Here is a 17,458-nt window from a genome sequence, read left to right on the forward strand (position 1 = left end):
GGAACGCGTCGCGGGCAGGGCAAGCAAAACCGGAGAAGCCGGACGACCGGGACTGTTGCGACGATTGGCGACCGAAGACGGGAACGCGGAGCAGAAGGATCGGAATGACTGAATCCAGGGAACAGTTCGTTGACAACGTCTTCGCCGAACCGGAGGGGGACGGCGAGCAGGCCGTCGCCGGGGTCATCGCCGAGGTACTGGGCATCGACCGTGTCGGCCGGACGGACAGCTTCTACGACCTCGGTGGGACGTCGCTCGCGGCCATCAAGATCTGCGCACGGCTCGAGCACGAACGCGGCTGGCGGGTGGACCCGGCGTGGCTGTTCACAAGCGACGTCGTCGCCGACTTCGCCCGCAAGGTGCAGTCCGAGGCCGCGCTGGCAGCCGAGACATGACCGGTCCGGTCGGCTTCCCGCCGGTGATCCACGCGGCCGTGGCGGAACAGGCGGCGCGTGATCCACGGGCGACCGCGCTGGTCTGGCACGACAGCGAGATCAGCTACGGGATGCTCGAAACGGCCGCGAACGACTACGCCGCCGACCTGTCCGAACGCGGTGTCGGACCCGGCCTGATCGTGCCGCTCCTCATGGACCGCTCGCCGGAGATGGTGGCGCTGCAGCTGGGGGTGCTCAAGACCGGTGCGGCCTACGCCAACCTCGACCCGAGCTGGCCGGTCGAGCGACGGCGCGTGATCCTCGACCTCCTGGCGCCGGTGGTGGTCATCGCCGCAGCCGGCCAGGAGACCGGCGGACACGCCAGTTGCCTGCCGCCCGCCGGCGGCATCGCCGGCGCGGTCCGGCGCGCCCGGCCGTTCGACGCGGCACCGGTGGCGCCGGACGCGCCCGCGACGGTCCTCTTCACGTCCGGCACCACCGGCATCCCGAAGTGCGTGGTGTCGCCCCACCAGGCGGTGACCCGGTTCTTCGGCGCGGGAGGCCTCAGCGGTTTCGGTCCCGGTCACGCGACACCGCAGATCGCGGCACTGCCCTGGGACATGTACGCGTTCGAGCTGTGGGGCCAGCTCACCACCGGCGGCACGGTCGTGCAGATCCCGGCGAACTACCTGCTCCCGAGCACGCTGCGCCGGATCGTGGCGAAGCAGGGTGTCGACACCCTGTGGCTGACGACGTCGGTGTTCAACCTGCTCGTCGACGAGGACCCGCACTGCTTCACCGGCCTCACCGACGTGTACTTCGGTGGGGAGAAGGCGTCGCCGGACCACGTCCGCAGCTTCCTGCTGCATCATCGGGGCATACCGCTCTGGAACGCCTACGGCCCCGCCGAGAGCTGCATGATCACCACCCTCCGGCGGGTGGTGCCCGCCGACTGCGACCGGCCCGGCGGGCTGCCGGTCGGGACACCGGTGCCGGGGACGGACGTGGCCGTGCTCGATGCCCTGGACCAGCGGTGCGCGCCCGGTCAGGAGGGCGAGATCTGCATCTCCGGCGCCGGCCTGGCCACCGGTTACCTGGGGCAACCGCAGCTGACCCTGGAGAAGTTCCCGACCATCGACCTCGACGGGCCGGTCCGCATCTACCGGACCGGCGACATGGGGGTGTGGGACGACGACGGCGTCCTGCACTATCGCGGTCGGCGTGACCGCCAGATCAAGATCAGCGGACTGCGGATCGAACTCGCCGAGATCGAGTCGGCGGCCGCCGAGCTGCCGGGCGCCCGCAACTGTGTCGCCCTGGGGGTGAACGGCGCCGACGGCAGGCCGGAACGGCTGGCCCTGGTCTACCTGGCACCGAGATCGGACGCGGCACCGGAGACATCCGGCCCGCCCGACGACGACCCGCTCGGCGTACGCGCCCACCTGCGTCGGGTGTTGCCCGACTACCTGGTGCCGCAGATCGTGCGGGCCCTGCCGGAGTACCCCGTGACCGCCAACGGCAAGGTCGACCGTGCCGCCCTGCACGACGTCGTGCGCCGATCGCGGCGGGCGGCCCGGCGGTGACCGTCGGGCGAGGGCTCCGGCACGCCGGCGGGGCGCGGCTGCTCGGCCGGGCCTAGCGGCGCGCCGCCCCGGGCGTCTCCCGCGAGTTCGTGGTTCCCGTTCGGGACCGGAGACGCTGCCCGGGCGGGCTTCTACCGGACCTGGGGCCGCGTCGACGGCCGGCCGCTCCCTCCGGCCACCCGCCGGGAGGAGCGGCACCCAAAAAGGCCGACGACCTCGGCCGGGGAGGCCGTCCGACGGCTCACGCCAGAGCTGATCAGCGGCGGCAATCGCGGAGGTGTGACCGGTGGCCCGGACTGCGATCGTCGGGGGTACGGGCCGCCGACACCGGTGTCAGCCCCCGCGGCACATGAGGCTTACTTGGAGGTCTGTGGTGAGTGAGCGTGATGCGCCAGAGCAACGGGAAGCGGTGACCGTCGCGATCGTCGGTCTCGGCGTCCGGGGACTGAGCGTTCTGGAGCGTCTCGTCAGCCACGCCGCACTCGCCGGTCCGACGGTGACGATGCGCGTGCACCTGATCGACGCCCGCCCCGCGCAGCCCCGGCAGTACGACGTCCGCCAGCCGGACTATCTGCTGCTCAACCACGCCTGCGCCCAGGTGTCGATGTTCCCCTCCGACCGGTCCGTGACCCGGGCACCGGCGATCAGCGGTCCCAGTCTGTTCGACTGGGCGCGGGAGCGGGACCTGCGTGTGGCGGACGACGGTTTCACGGTGGGAAGCGCCGGGCGCCCGGCAACGCCTGACGACAATCTGCCGCGCCGGGTCTTCGGTGAGTATCTCGTCTGGTTCTACGAGCGCCTGCGCGCCATGGCGCCGGACAACCTCCAGCTGATCGACCACCACTCCGAAGCCGCGGATGTCGTGCCCCGGGGCGCAAGCTCGGTGCTGCGGCTCGACAACGGCGACCGCATCGAGGCGGACCACGTCTTCGTCACGGTCGGCCAGCGTCCCCAGCCCGCCCCGGAGGCCGAGGACGGCTCGTCCCGCCGACTGATCGGTCTGCCGTACCCACTGCCCGAGCAGTTCGCCTCCGTCCAGCCCTGCGACACGGTCGCCATCGCGGGACTCGGCCTGACGGCCGCCGACGCGATCTTCGCCCTGACCGTGGGGCGGGGCGGCCGGTTCGACCGGACGGACTCGCGCGAGCGGTACGTGCCCAGTGGCCGCGAGCCGCGCATCGTGGTGTTCTCACGCTCCGGTCTCCCGTACGGCGCCCGGCCCACGCCCTCGTCGTCGGTGTCGTACGAGCCGGTCGCGCTCACCCGGGAGGCGATCGACCGGCTGCGGGCCCGGACACCCCGGCTGGACTTCGAGCGGGACATCCTCCCGCTGCTCCTGCTCGAGCTGCGGGTGGCGTACCGCCGGGCGACGCTCCTGCGGGACGCCGGCCGGGAGGACGCCGAGGCGTTCCTCCTCGGCGCCCGTGCCGCCGCCGCCGAGGGATGCCTGGCCACCCTCGCCGACCTGCCGGGGCCGGCGGAGTTCGACGCCGACGCCGCGTACCACGGCACTCTGACGCCGGCCGGGGCGGAAGCCGCCGCCCGGGCCGACGGGCGCAGCTATCAGCGCTCGATCGAGTCCTGGCTGGAGGCCGACATCGCGCGGGCGGTGCGCGGATTCGAGGGGAGCCCGTTCAAGGCGGCGACCGAGACGGCCCGCGAGGTCCGGGACCTCCTGCGCTACGCCATCGAGTTCGGCGGACTCACCGACGCCTCCCTGGACCGGTTCTACAGCTATCACGTGGAGGCGATCAACCGCCTGGTCATCGGGCCGGAGAAGGAGCGGGCGGGGGACATCCTGACCCTGCTGAGGTCGGGCACGGTCACCGCTCCGCTGGGCCCGGACCCGCTCGTCAGCTGGGACGGCGGAAGTCGCACGTGGACCCTGTCCTCGACGGCGCTGGCGGTGCCCGAGACGATCAGCGCGGACTGGCTCTACCGGGGATTCACCAACCGCCTCCGGTCGCTGGAGAGCGATCCGACGATCGTCGGCGCGATGGCGCGCCGGGGCCTCGTCCGGCGCTACCGGCCGGAGAGCACAGTGGTGTCCTCGATCGACGTGGACGGAGACGGTCACCCCATCGGCGAGAGCGGTGAGCCCGCCGCCGGGATCACGGTGTTCGGGCTGCTCTGCGAGGGCGCGACGTTCTACAACGGCTACCTCACCTCGCCCGGACGGTTCGAGCGCGCCCAGTTCGACGCCGACCGCGCGGTGGCGGAGCTCCTCGAGAGGTCCCGGCCGGAGCGCCGGGTCATGAGTGCGGCCGAGGGGAGTACGCAACGATGATCATCGAGACCGGGTTGTGGGGAGGGCCGGCTCAGCCGCCCTGCGTCCTCACGGAGTTCGAGCGCACGGTCGCACTCCGGCCGGACGCGCTCGCCGTCACCGACCCGGAACACCGGCTGACCTATCGCGAGCTGGCCGACTGGATCGCCCGCATCTCGGCGGTGCTCCGGGAGGCGGGCATCGTGCCGGGTGACACGGTCGCCGTCACCGGGCCGCGGGGCGCCGCACTCGTGGCCGCGGCCTGGGCGGTCATCGGCGCGGGCGCCACGTACCTGCCACTGGACAGCAACTTCCCGCAGAAGCGGCTCGCCTACATGCTCGCCGAGAGCGGAGCCAAGCTGCTCCTGCAGGCGGGGCCGGAGCACGAGGTGCCGGGACCGCGACGGATCATGATTCCCGAGTGGAGCGAGACCGAGCGGACGGCCGGGGCCGGTCTGAGCTTCGCCCCCTGCACGCCGGAGGCGCCGCTCTACGTCATCTACACGTCGGGGTCGACCGGGAATCCCAAAGGGGTGGCGGTCCCGCACAGGTGCATCGACAACATGGCGTACTGGCAGCGGCAACACTCGGCCCGCCCGGACCTGCGGACGGCACAGTTCGCGCCGATGAACTTCGACATCTGGTTCCAGGAGGTGCTCAGCACGCTCTGCGGGGGCGGAACGCTCGTCGTCATGCCCGAGGAGCTGCGGCAGGACCCGATCGAGCTGCTGGACTGGCTCGCGCACGAGCGGATCGAACGCCTCTTCACGCCCTGCGTGGCGCTGCACATGCTGGCCACCGCGGCGACGGCCGCCGCCTCGCTGGAGGACCTCGCCCTCCGGGAGATCAACACCGCGGGCGAACAGCTTGTCTGCACACCGGCGATCAAGGAGTTCTTCGGCCGCCTGCCGGACTGCCGCCTCAACAACCACTACGGCCAGAGCGAATCGCACACCGTGTCGGTGCACACCCTCGACGGGCCGAGCGGCGACTGGCCCTCGCTGGCACCGATCGGCCTGCCGCTGCCCGGCTGCGAGGTCCTGCTGGACACCGCCGAACCCGGCGACGGGCCGGTCGGCGAACTGCTCGTGGCCGGGTCGCCCGTCTCCCTCGGCTACCTCAACCAGCCGGAGCTGACCGCGCAGCGCTACGTGCAGGTACCACCGACCGCGTACGGGCACACCCGGGCCTTCCGGACCGGTGACCTGGCGAGAGTCGAGAACGGGGTGCTGTACTTCCTCGGCCGCATCGACGACGAGGTCAAGATCCGGGGCTTCCGGGTCAACCCGCTCGAGGTCGAGGCCTGCCTCGGCAAGCTGCCGGGGGTGGCGGAAGCCGTCTGCGTCCCGGTCAATCTGGGCGCCGGATCCCGCCAGCTACGGGCCGCCGTGACGGTCGCGGCCGGTGAGCGGTTCGACGCGGTCACCTCGCTCGCCGCCCTGCGCGACGAGCTCCCGTGGTTCTCGGTGCCCCCGTCGATCGCGGTGCTGCCGGCACTGCCCCGCAAGTCCAGCGGCAAGGCCGACCGAGCCGCGGTCGCGCGGCTGCTGAGCCCCCGCCGGCCGGCGGCAACCGTCGACGCAGAGGAGCGATGACCCCTTGTCCGAGAACTCCCTGCTCGTCCTGGACTTCCCGGGCCGCCGGCCCGAGGCCCACGTCAGCGAGATGCAGCTCGACCGACACGGCTTCACCTGTACGGAGGTTCTGACGTCGCCGATGCCGGTGGCGCTCACGACTCCCGCGTACGCCGGTGAACTCCGCGCCCGGCAGTCGCTGGACCGGCCGCTGGCCATCATCGCGTACTGCGCCACCGCGCCTCTCGCCGTCGCCCTCGCCGGGCTCCTCGCCGGCCCCGACCGGCCGGTGCCCATCGTGCTGCTCGACCCCCAGCGGACACCACCCGACGAGTTCCTGCGCGAATACCGGGAGGTCGTCAGCCAGGTCGAGGGCCAGGCGGTGTCCGCGAAGCGGCCGGCGCTGCTCGACGTCGAGCGCCTGCTCGCCACTCCGGGCGTCCTGGTCGAGCGCATCGGTACGGATCTGCGCCGGCGCGCCGAACTGGCGCTGGCCTCCTACGGTTTCACCGGCGCCGACGTCAGCGGCCCGGTGGAGAGCCTCGTCGGCGTCTACGTCGAGTGGCTCACCTTTCTCGTGGCGGCTCACCACGACGAGCTGAGCCCTCCGCGTGGGCCGGTCCTGCAGGTGATCTCCCGGGACCACCCGGCCGACGCCGGCTGGTTGGGTGCCAGCGACCTGCGCACCGTGCGCGTCCCCTGCGAACGGCCGGAGCTGGCCGTCAACGCCGAGGCGCGGACCGCGATCGTCGACTTCCTGTGCCAGCAGGCCGTCGCGGGACATGAGAGGTAGGGACATGCACGCCGACCTCGTCACCGAGACCGAGCTCGCTCTCGCCGGACTGTGGACCGAGATCCTGCAGGTCGACGACATCGGACGGTCCGACAACTTCTTCGACCTCGGCGGTGACTCGATGCTCGCCACCAGGGTGGTCCTCTCCGCCCGACGCACCTGGAACGTCCAGTTCTCCGTCCGCGTCCTCGTCGAGTCGCCTGTGCTCAAGGACCTGGCCGACCACATCGACGCGCTGGTAGCCGGGGCCGATTCGGCCGGTGAGCCACCGGCAACGAGCAAGATGCCCGATCCCGCCGCAGCACGCAGACTCGGAGCGGATGTCCGCCCCGTGACAACGGAATGAGGGGTACTCGTGTCCAACCCGTTCGAAGACGCCGATGCTCGCTATCAGGTCCTGGTGAACGGCGAAGCCCAGTACTCCCTGTGGCCCGTCGCACTCGCCTGCCCCGACGGCTGGACAGTCGTGCACGACGACGACTCCCGCGCCGCCTGCCTCGCGTACATCGAGGAGCACTGGACGGACATGCGTCCGGCCAGCCTCGTCCGCGCCGACCATGGCTGAGGCGCGATGATCTATGACGCGACCTACGAGATTGTCACCGACGACATCTTCCTGAACATGGACGGGTTCATCCCGGGGGTCGATCTGATCCTCAAGCTGGAGGGCCTGAACCCCGCCGGCTCGATCAAGCTGAAGACCGCCGTCGCGCTGATCGAGGACCTGATCACCAGGTTCGGCATCGGCCCCGGTGACCGCCTGATCGAATCCTCCTCGGGGAACCTCGGCATCGCGCTCGGCACCCTGTGCGCCACCCGGGGGATCAACCTCACCATCGTCGCCGATCCGAACACCAACGCCGCCGCCATCTCCACGATGCGGGCCCAGGGCACCAGGGTCGTGGTGGTCCAGGAGCGGGATCCCAACGGAGGCTTCCTGCAGACCCGGATCGACTACATCCGGTCCCAGCTCCGGCAGGACCGGAAGCTGTTCTGGCCCAACCAGTACGCCAACCGGGCCAACAGTTCCGCCCACTACCGGCACACTGCACGCAGCATTCTCCGGGAAGTGCCCGAGGTCGGCGCCGTGGTGGTGGGAGTGAGCACCTCCGGGACGCTCATGGGCTGCCGGGAGTTCTTCCGGGAGAACCGCCCGGAGACGCGCGTGATCGCCGTCGACGCCGAAGGCTCGATCCTGTTCGGCGGCCCCGGCGCCCCACGCCTCATTCCCGGTCTGGGCGCGAGCCTCCGGCCCGGGTTGCTCGTCGACGACGGTGATTTCGAACGCGTCATCGTGCCCGAGATCGAGACCGTCGCGGCGTGCCACATGATGGCGCGCCGGTGCGGGCTGCTGGTCGGTGGTTCCACCGGCACGGTGCTCGCCGCAGTCCGCCGGCTGGCACCCACGTTCCGCAACGGGGAGCCGGTGGTGGCCGTCTCGCCGGACAACGGCGAGCGCTACGTCGACACCGTCTACTCGGAGAAGTGGGTGAGCGAGCACTTCCCGGGCATCGACTCGGTCCTGGCCCGCTGGTGAGGAGTCCGAATGTTCCAGGTCGTTCCACACGCGGTGGCCGCCGACGTGCTCGGCGGCTCCCGGGACGCCGTCCTGGCCGCGGTCGAGCAGGCGTACCTCGCCCATGACAAGGGCGACACCGTCAACCCGCCGAGCCACTTCCTGCGCTTTCCGGACCGGCCCGCCGACCGCATCATCGCCCTGCCCGCCTACCTCGGTGGCGGTGCCGGGATGCCGGGCCTCAAGTGGATCAGCAGCTTCCCCGGTAACCACGAGCTCGGCCTGCCCCGGGCGTCGGCGGTGCTGCTGCTCAACGACGACCGCACCGGCCGGCCCGTCGCCTGCCTCGAGTCGGCGCACATCAGCGCCGCGCGGACGGCGGCCTCGGCCGCGCTGGCGGTGCGCGCCCTCCGGCCCCACGGTGGACCGGTCAGTCTCGGCGTCGTCGGCACGGGTGTGATCGCCGCGACGATCGCCGCCTACCTGCACCACACGGCGCTGCCGGTGACCCGGTTCGTCTGCCACGACCTGGTGACCGAACGGGCCGAGCGGTACGTCGGCGACGCCGAGAAGCACTGGCCCGGGCGCGGCTCCGCCGGCGACCTGGAGGCCGCGCTCGGTTGCGACGTGGTCGTCCTGGCCACCACCGCGGCCGAGCCCTACCTGCCGGAGACGCTGCGGTTCCGGGCCGGACAGACCGTCCTCAACATCTCCCTTCGCGACATCCACCCGCGCACGCTGCTGGCCGCGCGGAACATCGTCGACGACGTGGACCACTGTCTGCGCGCGGGGACCTCTACGCAGCTCGCCGAGGAGTTGTCCGGCGGGCGCGAGTTCGTCACCGGAACCCTCGCCGACGTCCTGACCGGCCGGTGGACGCCGGGGGAGCAGGAGCCGGTCGTGTTCTCACCGTTCGGCCTGGGCATCCTCGACATCGCCGTCGGTGCCGTCGTGCTGGAGCGCGCGGCGCACGATCCCCGCACCGTCGTGGTGCCGGGCTTCCTCGAGGACTGAAGCGCTGGGAGGGCGACGGTGGGTGAGGCGTGGCTGGAGTGCGGCGACCACGGACATCAGACATACACCTACGACTACGCGAGATCTCTGCTGCCGGGCCCCGGCACGGGCGCCGGCATGTGGCGCTATCAGGCTCTGCTGCCACGGCCGGACGAGCCCACGAGCTATCCGCTGCCGGTGGGTGGCACGCCCCTGCGTGCCCCGGGGGCGCTCCGGCAGCTGCTCGAGCTGCCGGAGCTGTGGCTGAAGGACGAGACCACCGGGCCGAGCGCGTCGAACAAGGACCGGGCCACGGCTCTCGTGATCGACGAAGGGCTGCGTACCGGTGTCCGGGTCGTCTCGACCGCGTCGACCGGAAACGCGGCCCTCTCGACGGCCATCGGCGGCGCGGCTGCGGGCCTGGCCGTCGTCATCTTCGTGCCGGACGACTGCGCACCGGCCAAGGTGGACCTGATGGTCGCCCGGGGGGCGTACGTCTTCAGGGTCCGTGAGGGTTACCGTGCCGCGTTCGAGTTGTCGCGGCGGGCGGCGGCGCGGTTCACCTGGCTGGACCGCTGCACCGGGCTCAATCCGCTGACCGTCGAGGCGAAGAAGACAACCTCGTTCGAGGTGTGGGAGCAGCTCGGCCGGCGCGCGCCGGACGCGGTGGTGCTGCCGGTGGGCGACGGGGTGACGCTGATCGGCGCGGCCAAGGGTTTCCGGGAGCTCGTCGCCTGCGGGGCGCTGGCACGGGTGCCCCGCATCATCGCCGTGCAGGCACGGAACTGTGCGCCGCTCGCCGCGAGGTGGCACGGTGACCCGGAGCCGGCCCACTGGCCGGGCACCGTGGCCGACGGCATCGAGGTGCCGCAGCCGATGCTCGGGGACTGGACCCTCGACGAGGTACGGGCCGCCCGCGGAGACTTCGTCACGGTCAGCGACGCCGAGATCCTCGACGCGGCCGGCCTGCTGGCCGACGTGGCGGGAATACCGAGCGAGCCGGCCGGTGCGGCGGCCTTCGCCGGTCTGCGCCGGGCCGTCGCGGACGGCCTGCTCGAGTCCCGCGAGACGGTGGTCGCCTGGGTGACCGGGGCGAACCTGCCGGTCGCGCCGGTCGGTGCGACCCGGCCCGGCGCGGTGTCCACCATCTCGGCCGATCTGGACGCGGTGGCCGCCGCGCTCGCCGACACCCCGATTCCGGTGCCGTGAGCACCGGCGCCGGCGAACGGCACCGCGTCGTCCACAGGGGTCGGACGCGGTGCCGCACCGGAGATCGACCCCAATGGTCAGGCGTCGACGAAATGGGAGCTGATCCGTTGCCGCCACACCTCGTACGCCGGTTCGGCCCCCGCCTCGCGGACGGCGGTGGCGTCGGCGAGGGCGAGCGCCTTGTCGATGTCCAGCCCGGTGAGGGCCCGGCAGGCGGTGGTGGTGTAGTCCGGCACCAGGCCGGCGTACGTCCGGGCCTTCACGGCGAAGATCGAGCCCAGGGCCAGTTGCGCTTGCTCGTCTCCGGCGGTCCGCCGCAGCGCGGCCAGGCTGTCCGCGTCGCTCCCTCCGGCGAACGTGGCGGCCAGACCCACACCACTCCACAGGTCCGCCCGGCGGTGGGCGGCGAAGCGGTGTACCGCGGCGGCGACGTCGGGCGCCTGGCCCCCGCAGATGAACCACAGGGCCCGGCCGATGCCCTGGTCGACCGCGCGGAGGAAGTAGTCGGGCGAGCCTTCCCAGCCGTACGGCTCGGGTTGCTTCTGCTCGGTGACCCAGCGCCGCGTGTCGAAGTAGGCGCGGTCGAAGCCGTACCCGTCGACCGCCAGCCAGCTCATGGTCGGGTGGTAGGGATCGCCGTCGAGGTCGGGGACCACCTTCTTCCACAACGGCCGCGGCAGCCGGGCCATCGCGAAACCGATGCCGATGTACGCGAGGAAGATGTGCCGGCTCCCCGGCCCGAGCAGCAGATCGCGGGTCCGGTGACCGCGGCCCATCGCGTCGAGGACGGTGCAGGCCATGGTCGCCCCTTCGTAGGCGAATCCGCGCAGTTCCGCCTCCACCAGCTCCAGTCGGCGCTCGACCTCCCACTGGTCACGGGCGTCGATTCCCCACTCGAACCCGCAGATCACCGCCTGGGGAACGGCCTCCAGGTGCCGGACGGCGGGGGACGGCCTGGCCGGGAAGCCCCGCTTGGCGAAAGTCACGTCGGCGAGCTGAGGCGAGAGTACGAGCCTGCGCACCGATCCGAAGACAGTTGGCATGTGTCCACCTTCTACGGTTGTCACCGACGGTCACCCGGCCATCATGGCGGGCTACGGCTGCGGGCCACCACCTCCCGATTGCTGCCCGGTGAGGGGGTTCGAGCCCATGACCAGCGAATGTCGCGATCTCATGCCCGTGGCATGAATTTCTCACCCTCCGGGTCGTGACCAGGTCTCTGGAGTGCCGGGTGCAACTCGACGCATGCTCGGAACTGCAAACCCGCCGCGCGAGCGTTTGGAGCTGCGAGATGGACGAGGAACACGGAAACGTGACCCTGCGGTTGCTCGGCCCGGTGTCCGCCCACCTGCTCGGCCGGCCCGTGATGCCGACCGCGCCCAAACAGCGCCAGACGCTCGCGCTGCTCGCGCTGCACGCCGGCCGGGTGGTCACCAAGCAGACGCTGATCGAGGAACTCTGGGGCGACGAGCCGCCCCGCAGCTTCGCCACCACCCTGCAGACGTACATCCTTCAGCTGCGGGCCCGGCTCGGGGCGGCCGCCAGGGACCGCGGGTGGGCGCGGCGGCTGCTCGAGACCAAGCACGCCGGGTACCAGTTCAACGCGCAGCTGGTCGACACCGACGTGGCGGAGTTCCAGCGTCTGGTGCATGCCGGACGGCGGGCGGCTGAGGCGGGGGACCCGGTGGCCACCTCCGAACTGCTGGGCGGCGCGCTGGGGCTCTGGCAGGGGCCGGCCCTGGTGGACGTGCCGGTCGGGCGGGTCCTCCGGGCGGAGGTGGCGGCGCTCGAGGAGACGCGGCTCGGCGCGCTGGAACGCCGGATCGACGCCGACCTGATGCTCGGCCGCCACGCTGACCTGCTGGGGGAGCTGACGATGCTGGTGGCCAGGAGCCCGATGAACGAGAACTTCCGGGCCCAGTTGATGACCGCCCTCTACCGTTCCGGGCGGGCCGGTTACGCGCTTGAGGTGTTCCGGCAGGCGCGCAGCGTGCTCCGCGAGGAACTGGGGGTGGAGCCGGGCCCGCGGCTGCAGCGGCTCCACCAGGCGATCCTGACCGGTGACCTCGACGCCGAGTCGGCCTGGCTCGCCTCCTGACCGGCGACCCCGCCGGTCAGGCCGCAAGCACCCGGACCGGGAGGCCGCCCCGCACCCGGAGGGACAGCATGGCCTCCGGCACCGGCTCGGCCGGTCCCGCGAACTCGAACCGGAATCGACGCGCGACCATGGCCGCGATGAGGGTGGCCTCCAGCATCCCGAGATGGCTGCCGACGCAGACCCGCGGGCCGGCCCCGAACGGGATGTACGCGTACCGGTGCGCCACGGGCGGCGCGTCGGCAGCGAACCGCTCCGGCCGGAACTGGTCCGGCTCGGTCCAGAAATCACGGTGCCGGTGCAGTGTGTACGGGCTGATCATGACGTCCGCGCCGGCCGGGACCGGGTACCCGCCGATCTCGTCGGCGGCCAGCGCCCGTCTCGGCAGTCCCCAGACCGCGGGGTAGAGCCGCATCGTCTCCTGGATGACCATCGTGGTGTACGGCAGGCCGGTCAGGTCGGCGTACACGGGCGTGCGGTCGCCGAGCGCCGCGACAGCCTCGGCACGCATCCGCTCGGCCACCTCCGGGTGCTGGCTGAGCAGGTACCAGGTCCAGGAGAGGGTGCTCGCCGTGGTCTCGTGCCCGGCGAGGAGCATCGTGACGATCTGATCGCGCAGCCCGGTCCAGCGGGCGTCGGCGTTCGGCTCGCCGCCGCCGGCGCGCAGCAGCATGGCCATCAGGTCGGAGCCGTCGGTGCCGGCGCCCTGTTCCCGGGTGTTGACGAGCGTCCGTACCGCGTCCTCGATCTGCCGCCGCGCGGCCCGGAACCGCCGGTGCCGGGGCAGGGGCAGCCACAGTGGTAGCGCGCCGAGCGTGACCATCTCGAACATCGCCTGTTCCTGGGCGGTTTCGAACGCGGATCCCAGGAAGCTCAGCGGGCTCAGGTCGGCGTCGAGCAGCGTCCGGCCGAGGACGTCCATGGTGAGCGCCGTCATCTCCCCGGCCACATCGACGACGTCGCCGGTCCGGGCCTCCAGACGCCCGGTCAGCTGGACGCCGGCTTCGGCCACCACGTCGGCGAAGCCCGCGATGCGCTCCCGGCGGAACGCCGGGGAGACGACCCGGCGCTGGCCCCGCCACGTCTCGCCCTCGCTGGTGAGCAGGCCGTCGCCGAGGATCCGCCGCCGTGCCTCGGCCAGGCCCAGTCCCTTGTGGTAGTTCGCGGCGTTGTCGGTGAGGACGTGCCGCGCGTGGTCCGGGTGGTTGAAGAAGTAGAGGGTCTTGGGACCCATCGCGAAGCGGACCACGTCGCCGTACTCGTCCGCCGCGTCGGACAGCAGTCGCAGCCGGTCACCCCACAGCTTGCGCAGCAGTCCGGGGGTCGCCCACGGCGGTGGCCCCGGGTAGGAGCGGGGGCCGCTCCGGACCATGCTCATGCCCGACCCCCGGAGCTGCTGGCCGCGGCTGACGGGGCGGGGGCGACCGCGTAGGCCTTGAGCGCCGATCCGAGCTGCGGCGGAACCCGCGCCGGGGTGGCGGCGCCGTCGGTGTCGCGCATGCAGGCCACCCGCTGACGGCTACGGGCGACCAGCTCCTCCCCGCTTCCGCCCACGCGGACGAGGTCGAACGCGAAGCCGATCTGGGTCGGCGACAGGTGCTCCAGCCGCATCCTGATCGACACCTCGTCGAACGCCGAGATCTCACCCAGCTGTTCGTCCTCGGACTCGACCGTGCACAGCTCCAGGTCGCCGTTCAGCTCGTCCAGCACGCCCGGGGCGTGTTCGAGCAGGAACATCTCGCGGCACCGGCCCTGCCAGCGCACGTAGTTCACCGGATAGACGTTGCCGACGAGGTTGGTCTCCTCGAAGTCGACGACGTGCCGGTACTCGTAGTACTGCTTCCTCATGGCCGCCTCCGTCAGTCGCTGACTTACGACCAACATGCGGGCCGGGGGTGCCCCGCTCCATCTCGGACCTTGCTCACAGAAAGGCACCCCGTGGTCGCCGAGAGACACGGGCTACGGCAGCCAGCCCGAGTCGTAGGCCATCTTGACCGCCTCGACACGGTTGCGGGCGTGCAGCTTGACCACGACCGTCGTGAGGTAGTTCCGGACGGTCCCGACGGACAGGTGCAGGGAGAGGGCGATCTCCGCCGGGTCGGCGCCCTGGGCCGTCAGCCGCAGGACCTCGTGCTCCCGGGTGGACAGCGGGTTCTCACCGCAGTCCCACGCGGAGAGGGCCAGCTGCGGGTCGATCACCCGGCGGCCCTCGGCGACGGCGCGGATGGCCTTGGCCAGGTCCTCCGGCGGAGAGTCCTTGAGCAGGAAGCCGGACACCCGGGCGGTCAGCGCCCGGCTGACCGTTCCGGAGCGGCCCAGGCTGGTGAGGATGAGGGTGCGGCATTCCGGCAGCTCGGTCCTGAGCTGGGCGGCCGCCGACAGGCCGTCCAGGCCCGGCAGGGCGATGTCGAGCACCGCGACGTCGGGCCGGCAGGTCAGCGCCGTGGGAACGATGTCCGTGCCGTCCTTGACGGCCGCCACGACCCGCAGATCCTGCTCCAGTTCGATGAGGGCCACCAGTGCCCCGCGAACCATGGCGACATCCTCGGCCAGCAGGATCCGCAGCATGGCAACTCCCTCCGTGGGACCGGTCCGGCAGACGCCGCGGGCGACGAGGTGGGTCCGGCGCGGTTCTACCGGACACCCACGGGCGCGTCAGCTCCGCTGGCGATCGCCGCGAGCACATGGAAACGTCCGTTGTCGCGCACCGTTGCACTCAAGGTGCCGCCGACAGCTTCGAGCCGGAAGGCGAGGTTCTCGAGTCCGCCGCCGTGGCGGTGGACGGCAGCGGTGCGCGGCACTCCGTCGTTGGCGACCGACAATGTGACGTGCTCGTCGGTCTGTTCCGCGGTGATCCAGCAGTTCCGCGCGCTGCTGTGCCGGAGGACATTCGTGATCAGCTCACGGAGGATCATGGCCAGGACACTGTCGACCTTGTCGGGCAGCATTCCGCAGTTCATCTCGACGCTTACCGCGATGTCCGCCCGGGCGAGCAGAGCCGCCGCGGACGCCACCTCCTGCGCCAGCGAGATGTTGCGGTAGCCGTCGGCCACCTGCCGTACGTCGGCGCAGGCCTCCCGTGAGGTGGCGACCACCTCCCGCAGCTCGTTGCCCGCCGAGACCGGATCGCTGGTCATCAGCCGTCGGGCCAGCTCGGCCCGGAGTGTGATCGCGTTCAGGCTGTAGCCGAGGAGATCGTGCAGGTCGCGGGCGAAGCGCAGCCGTTCTCGGACCACGGCCAGCTGCGCCTGTTCGGCGTGCCGGCTGTGCGCCTGTCCGAGCGCGTCGGTCAGGCGGCACGGGGCGAACATGGTCAGGCCGATGGCGAGGCTGGCGACGGCTATCACGTTCGCGTCCCGCAGGCCGGTCCCGAGCGCCAGGGCGGCGGCGAACAGGCTCACGACGACCGTTCCGGACAGCGCCCAGGCGGCCGGGCCGGGCACCACGAGCAGCACGGACGCCGCGAGGAATCCGCCCATCCCGGGCCAGGCGGCGCCGGCGGTCAGCAACGGCAGGTAGGTGGCGAGCCCCTGGACGGCGAGCACTCCCGTGCGCAACAACCCGGAGTTCCGAGCCGCCCGCAGGAAGAGCATGCCCTGCAGCACGGCCAGGGCGGCGACGGCGGCCAGGCAGCCGGTCTGCTGCCCCGCCGGCATGGGCGCGGCCAGGATCACGCTCACCTGCACCGCCAGGAGCGCGGCGAGGATCACCAGCCGCAGGCGTGTGACTTCGGGTGAGCCGTCCTGTGCAGTCATTCGGCACCTCCTGAAACCGGGTGTTCGCGGAAGGTCGAGCGACGTGAGGACCGTTGCGCCGGGGAGGCGCAGCGTTGACGGTGCCAGCCGTCCGGGGACGCACGGCAAAGCCTTCCGGCACGGTGCCGGGATGCGACACCTGCACAGGTAGCGGTCGAGTCGGTGGGGCAGTGGTCGGCACACGGTGCGCGTCCACCGCTGGACGTCGGGGATGCGGTGGTACGTGGTGCCGAGCAGTTCGTCCCGGGGGCGCAGGGTGACCGGGCCGGGGTGGCCGTCGCCGATCGTCCATGTGTCATGCGCCCCGCGCACGTGCGGACCGGCGCGATGTCCGCGCCGTCCCGCAGGCGAAGACCTCGGTGATCAGGCCGGCCCCGTGTTCCGGCATCGCCGGCCGGCGGGCGGACTCGTCGAACCGGGTGGCATCGCACTCGCGGCGGAACAGCGCTGCCGACCCGTCCGGTCGGCGGTACGCCTTCAGCCCCTCGGCGCTCTCCGGTCCATGGTGGAAGACGAACGCGGACGGCCGAGCGGTGGGGGCGTGGAACTCCTCCAGTCGCCCGTCGTGCCACCCGGGTCCGGCGTTCCGCCGCTTGGTGATTGAGTGGTCGGTGACCATCTCCTCGACGTCCGGCGTATCACGCGTCGCCCCCCGCTCCGCTTTGGACATCGGACTGCCGCTCGGACGCATGTCGAATTGCAGGATGACTACTGCCCTCCCCCTGGATCGACATGATGGAACGGCCCGGTCCCGCAATATGGGCCGCGATTTACGATGACATTCTTTTATTGATTGCTGGGGCGTCGCCGTGATAACTCGTCGTACCGGAAAGGTCACTCGATCGGCATTTCGACGCGCGGATCCAGTGGCATTCAAACGATCGGCCGATAAGTCCGTTGATGCACCGCACGACCGATCGGACCCATTCATACTAATCGCCTCCCCGGGTCGGCTCAGCGGACCTCAGCGGACTATCTCCTCGGTGATGGTAGATCATGTCGCGTTCACGCGTCGAGACCCGTCGATCACGCGTCCGGTCGCATGGCCTGCTCTTCCTTCGCATCGTGCCAGCTCAACGTAGCCTCCAAGATCTTTTGCAGGCGACCCGGCCCTTGCTTGGCCACCTTGCGGCCCCGAGCGGCCCGGTCGGGGCGCGCGCTGGCGGTCGGGACGCCCGATCGGTCGGATTCTGCTTCCGAATATCAGTTCCCACGCGAAAGCGACATTGATCCCCATGGCTATGATCTTCCCTATAAACGTCCTTATCCGTGTCGTGAGAGGAGCCCGGGGTATCCTCGA

17 protein-coding genes are annotated in these 17,458 nt (G+C 71.4%); 11 read left to right on the forward strand and 6 right to left on the reverse strand.

Annotated elements, in window-relative coordinates; translation table 11 throughout:
• Positions 1 to 104 precede the first annotated feature (104 nt).
• The 10 genes from ABZS77_RS18895 to ABZS77_RS18940 all read left to right on the forward strand — a co-directional run bounded on the left by ABZS77_RS18895 (position 105) and on the right by ABZS77_RS18940 (position 10,308).
• Positions 105 to 395, forward strand: a complete 291-nt coding sequence (locus ABZS77_RS18895) for a phosphopantetheine-binding protein (protein WP_354824129.1) — start codon at positions 105 to 107, stop codon at positions 393 to 395.
• Entirely contained in the window at positions 392 to 1,957 is a 1,566-nt protein-coding gene (locus tag ABZS77_RS18900) for an amino acid adenylation domain-containing protein (protein ID WP_354824131.1), read from the forward strand. Before ABZS77_RS18895 ends, ABZS77_RS18900 begins: the two co-directional genes overlap by 4 nt.
• Positions 1,958 to 2,330: 373 nt before the next feature.
• On the forward strand, positions 2,331 to 4,244 hold the full coding sequence (locus ABZS77_RS18905) for an FAD/NAD(P)-binding protein (protein WP_354824133.1): 1,914 nt from the start codon (positions 2,331 to 2,333) through the stop codon (positions 4,242 to 4,244).
• Positions 4,241 to 5,818: an amino acid adenylation domain-containing protein gene (locus ABZS77_RS18910; RefSeq protein WP_354824135.1), complete on the forward strand. Its 1,578-nt coding sequence runs from the start codon at positions 4,241 to 4,243 to the stop codon at positions 5,816 to 5,818. Before ABZS77_RS18905 ends, ABZS77_RS18910 begins: the two co-directional genes overlap by 4 nt.
• Before the next feature lie 4 nt (positions 5,819 to 5,822).
• A complete protein-coding gene (locus tag ABZS77_RS18915; protein WP_354824137.1) occupies positions 5,823 to 6,590 on the forward strand; it encodes a hypothetical protein in 768 nt (255 codons plus the stop codon).
• A gap of 4 nt (positions 6,591 to 6,594) precedes the next feature.
• Positions 6,595 to 6,936 carry a phosphopantetheine-binding protein gene (locus ABZS77_RS18920; protein ID WP_354824139.1) on the forward strand — a complete coding sequence of 114 codons (342 nt, stop codon included), beginning with the start codon at positions 6,595 to 6,597 and terminating at the stop codon, positions 6,934 to 6,936.
• A 9-nt stretch (positions 6,937 to 6,945) separates the two neighbouring features.
• Complete coding sequence (locus ABZS77_RS18925) at positions 6,946 to 7,155, forward strand: MbtH family protein (protein ID WP_354824141.1); 210 nt, start codon at positions 6,946 to 6,948, stop codon at positions 7,153 to 7,155.
• 6 nt (positions 7,156 to 7,161) lie between these two features.
• Positions 7,162 to 8,127, forward strand: a complete 966-nt coding sequence (gene sbnA / locus ABZS77_RS18930) for a 2,3-diaminopropionate biosynthesis protein SbnA (RefSeq protein WP_354824143.1) — start codon at positions 7,162 to 7,164, stop codon at positions 8,125 to 8,127.
• Positions 8,128 to 8,136: 9 nt separating this feature from the next.
• A complete protein-coding gene (sbnB, locus tag ABZS77_RS18935) occupies positions 8,137 to 9,120 on the forward strand; it encodes a 2,3-diaminopropionate biosynthesis protein SbnB (RefSeq protein WP_354824145.1) in 984 nt (327 codons plus the stop codon).
• Between the two features lie 18 nt (positions 9,121 to 9,138).
• On the forward strand, positions 9,139 to 10,308 hold the full coding sequence (locus tag ABZS77_RS18940; RefSeq protein ID WP_354824147.1) for a pyridoxal-phosphate dependent enzyme: 1,170 nt from the start codon (positions 9,139 to 9,141) through the stop codon (positions 10,306 to 10,308).
• A gap of 77 nt (positions 10,309 to 10,385) precedes the next feature.
• Here the strand turns inward: ABZS77_RS18940 and ABZS77_RS18945 are convergent, their stop codons facing one another.
• Complete coding sequence (locus ABZS77_RS18945) at positions 10,386 to 11,351, reverse strand: DUF1702 family protein (protein WP_354824149.1); 966 nt, start codon at positions 11,349 to 11,351, stop codon at positions 10,386 to 10,388.
• A 248-nt stretch (positions 11,352 to 11,599) separates the two neighbouring features.
• Here ABZS77_RS18945 and ABZS77_RS18950 point away from each other — a divergent pair, with 248 nt between their 5' ends.
• Positions 11,600 to 12,406 (forward strand): AfsR/SARP family transcriptional regulator, encoded by an 807-nt coding sequence (locus tag ABZS77_RS18950; protein WP_354824151.1) that lies wholly within the window; start codon positions 11,600 to 11,602, stop codon positions 12,404 to 12,406.
• A 16-nt stretch (positions 12,407 to 12,422) separates the two neighbouring features.
• On the opposite strand, the gene ABZS77_RS18955 is transcribed toward ABZS77_RS18950, so the two are convergent.
• From ABZS77_RS18955 to ABZS77_RS18975, 5 genes are all read right to left on the reverse strand, one after another.
• Entirely contained in the window at positions 12,423 to 13,781 is a 1,359-nt protein-coding gene (locus ABZS77_RS18955) for a cytochrome P450 (RefSeq protein ID WP_354824153.1), read from the reverse strand.
• On the reverse strand, positions 13,778 to 14,251 hold the full coding sequence (locus ABZS77_RS18960; RefSeq protein ID WP_354824155.1) for an acyl-CoA thioesterase: 474 nt from the start codon (positions 14,249 to 14,251) through the stop codon (positions 13,778 to 13,780). The genes ABZS77_RS18955 and ABZS77_RS18960 overlap by 4 nt, the downstream gene beginning before the upstream one ends.
• Before the next feature lie 111 nt (positions 14,252 to 14,362).
• Positions 14,363 to 14,971 carry a response regulator transcription factor gene (locus tag ABZS77_RS18965; protein WP_354824157.1) on the reverse strand — a complete coding sequence of 203 codons (609 nt, stop codon included), beginning with the start codon at positions 14,969 to 14,971 and terminating at the stop codon, positions 14,363 to 14,365.
• A 65-nt stretch (positions 14,972 to 15,036) separates the two neighbouring features.
• Positions 15,037 to 16,158 carry a histidine kinase gene (locus ABZS77_RS18970; protein ID WP_354824159.1) on the reverse strand — a complete coding sequence of 374 codons (1,122 nt, stop codon included), beginning with the start codon at positions 16,156 to 16,158 and terminating at the stop codon, positions 15,037 to 15,039.
• A 295-nt stretch (positions 16,159 to 16,453) separates the two neighbouring features.
• Positions 16,454 to 16,828, reverse strand: a complete 375-nt coding sequence (locus ABZS77_RS18975; RefSeq protein ID WP_354824161.1) for a hypothetical protein — start codon at positions 16,826 to 16,828, stop codon at positions 16,454 to 16,456.
• Positions 16,829 to 17,458: the final 630 nt, after the last annotated feature.

Origin of the sequence: Micromonospora sp. NPDC005298 (genome assembly GCF_040607375.1) — a bacterium.
In the GTDB taxonomy this organism is placed as follows: Bacteria; Actinomycetota; Actinomycetes; order Mycobacteriales; family Micromonosporaceae; genus Micromonospora.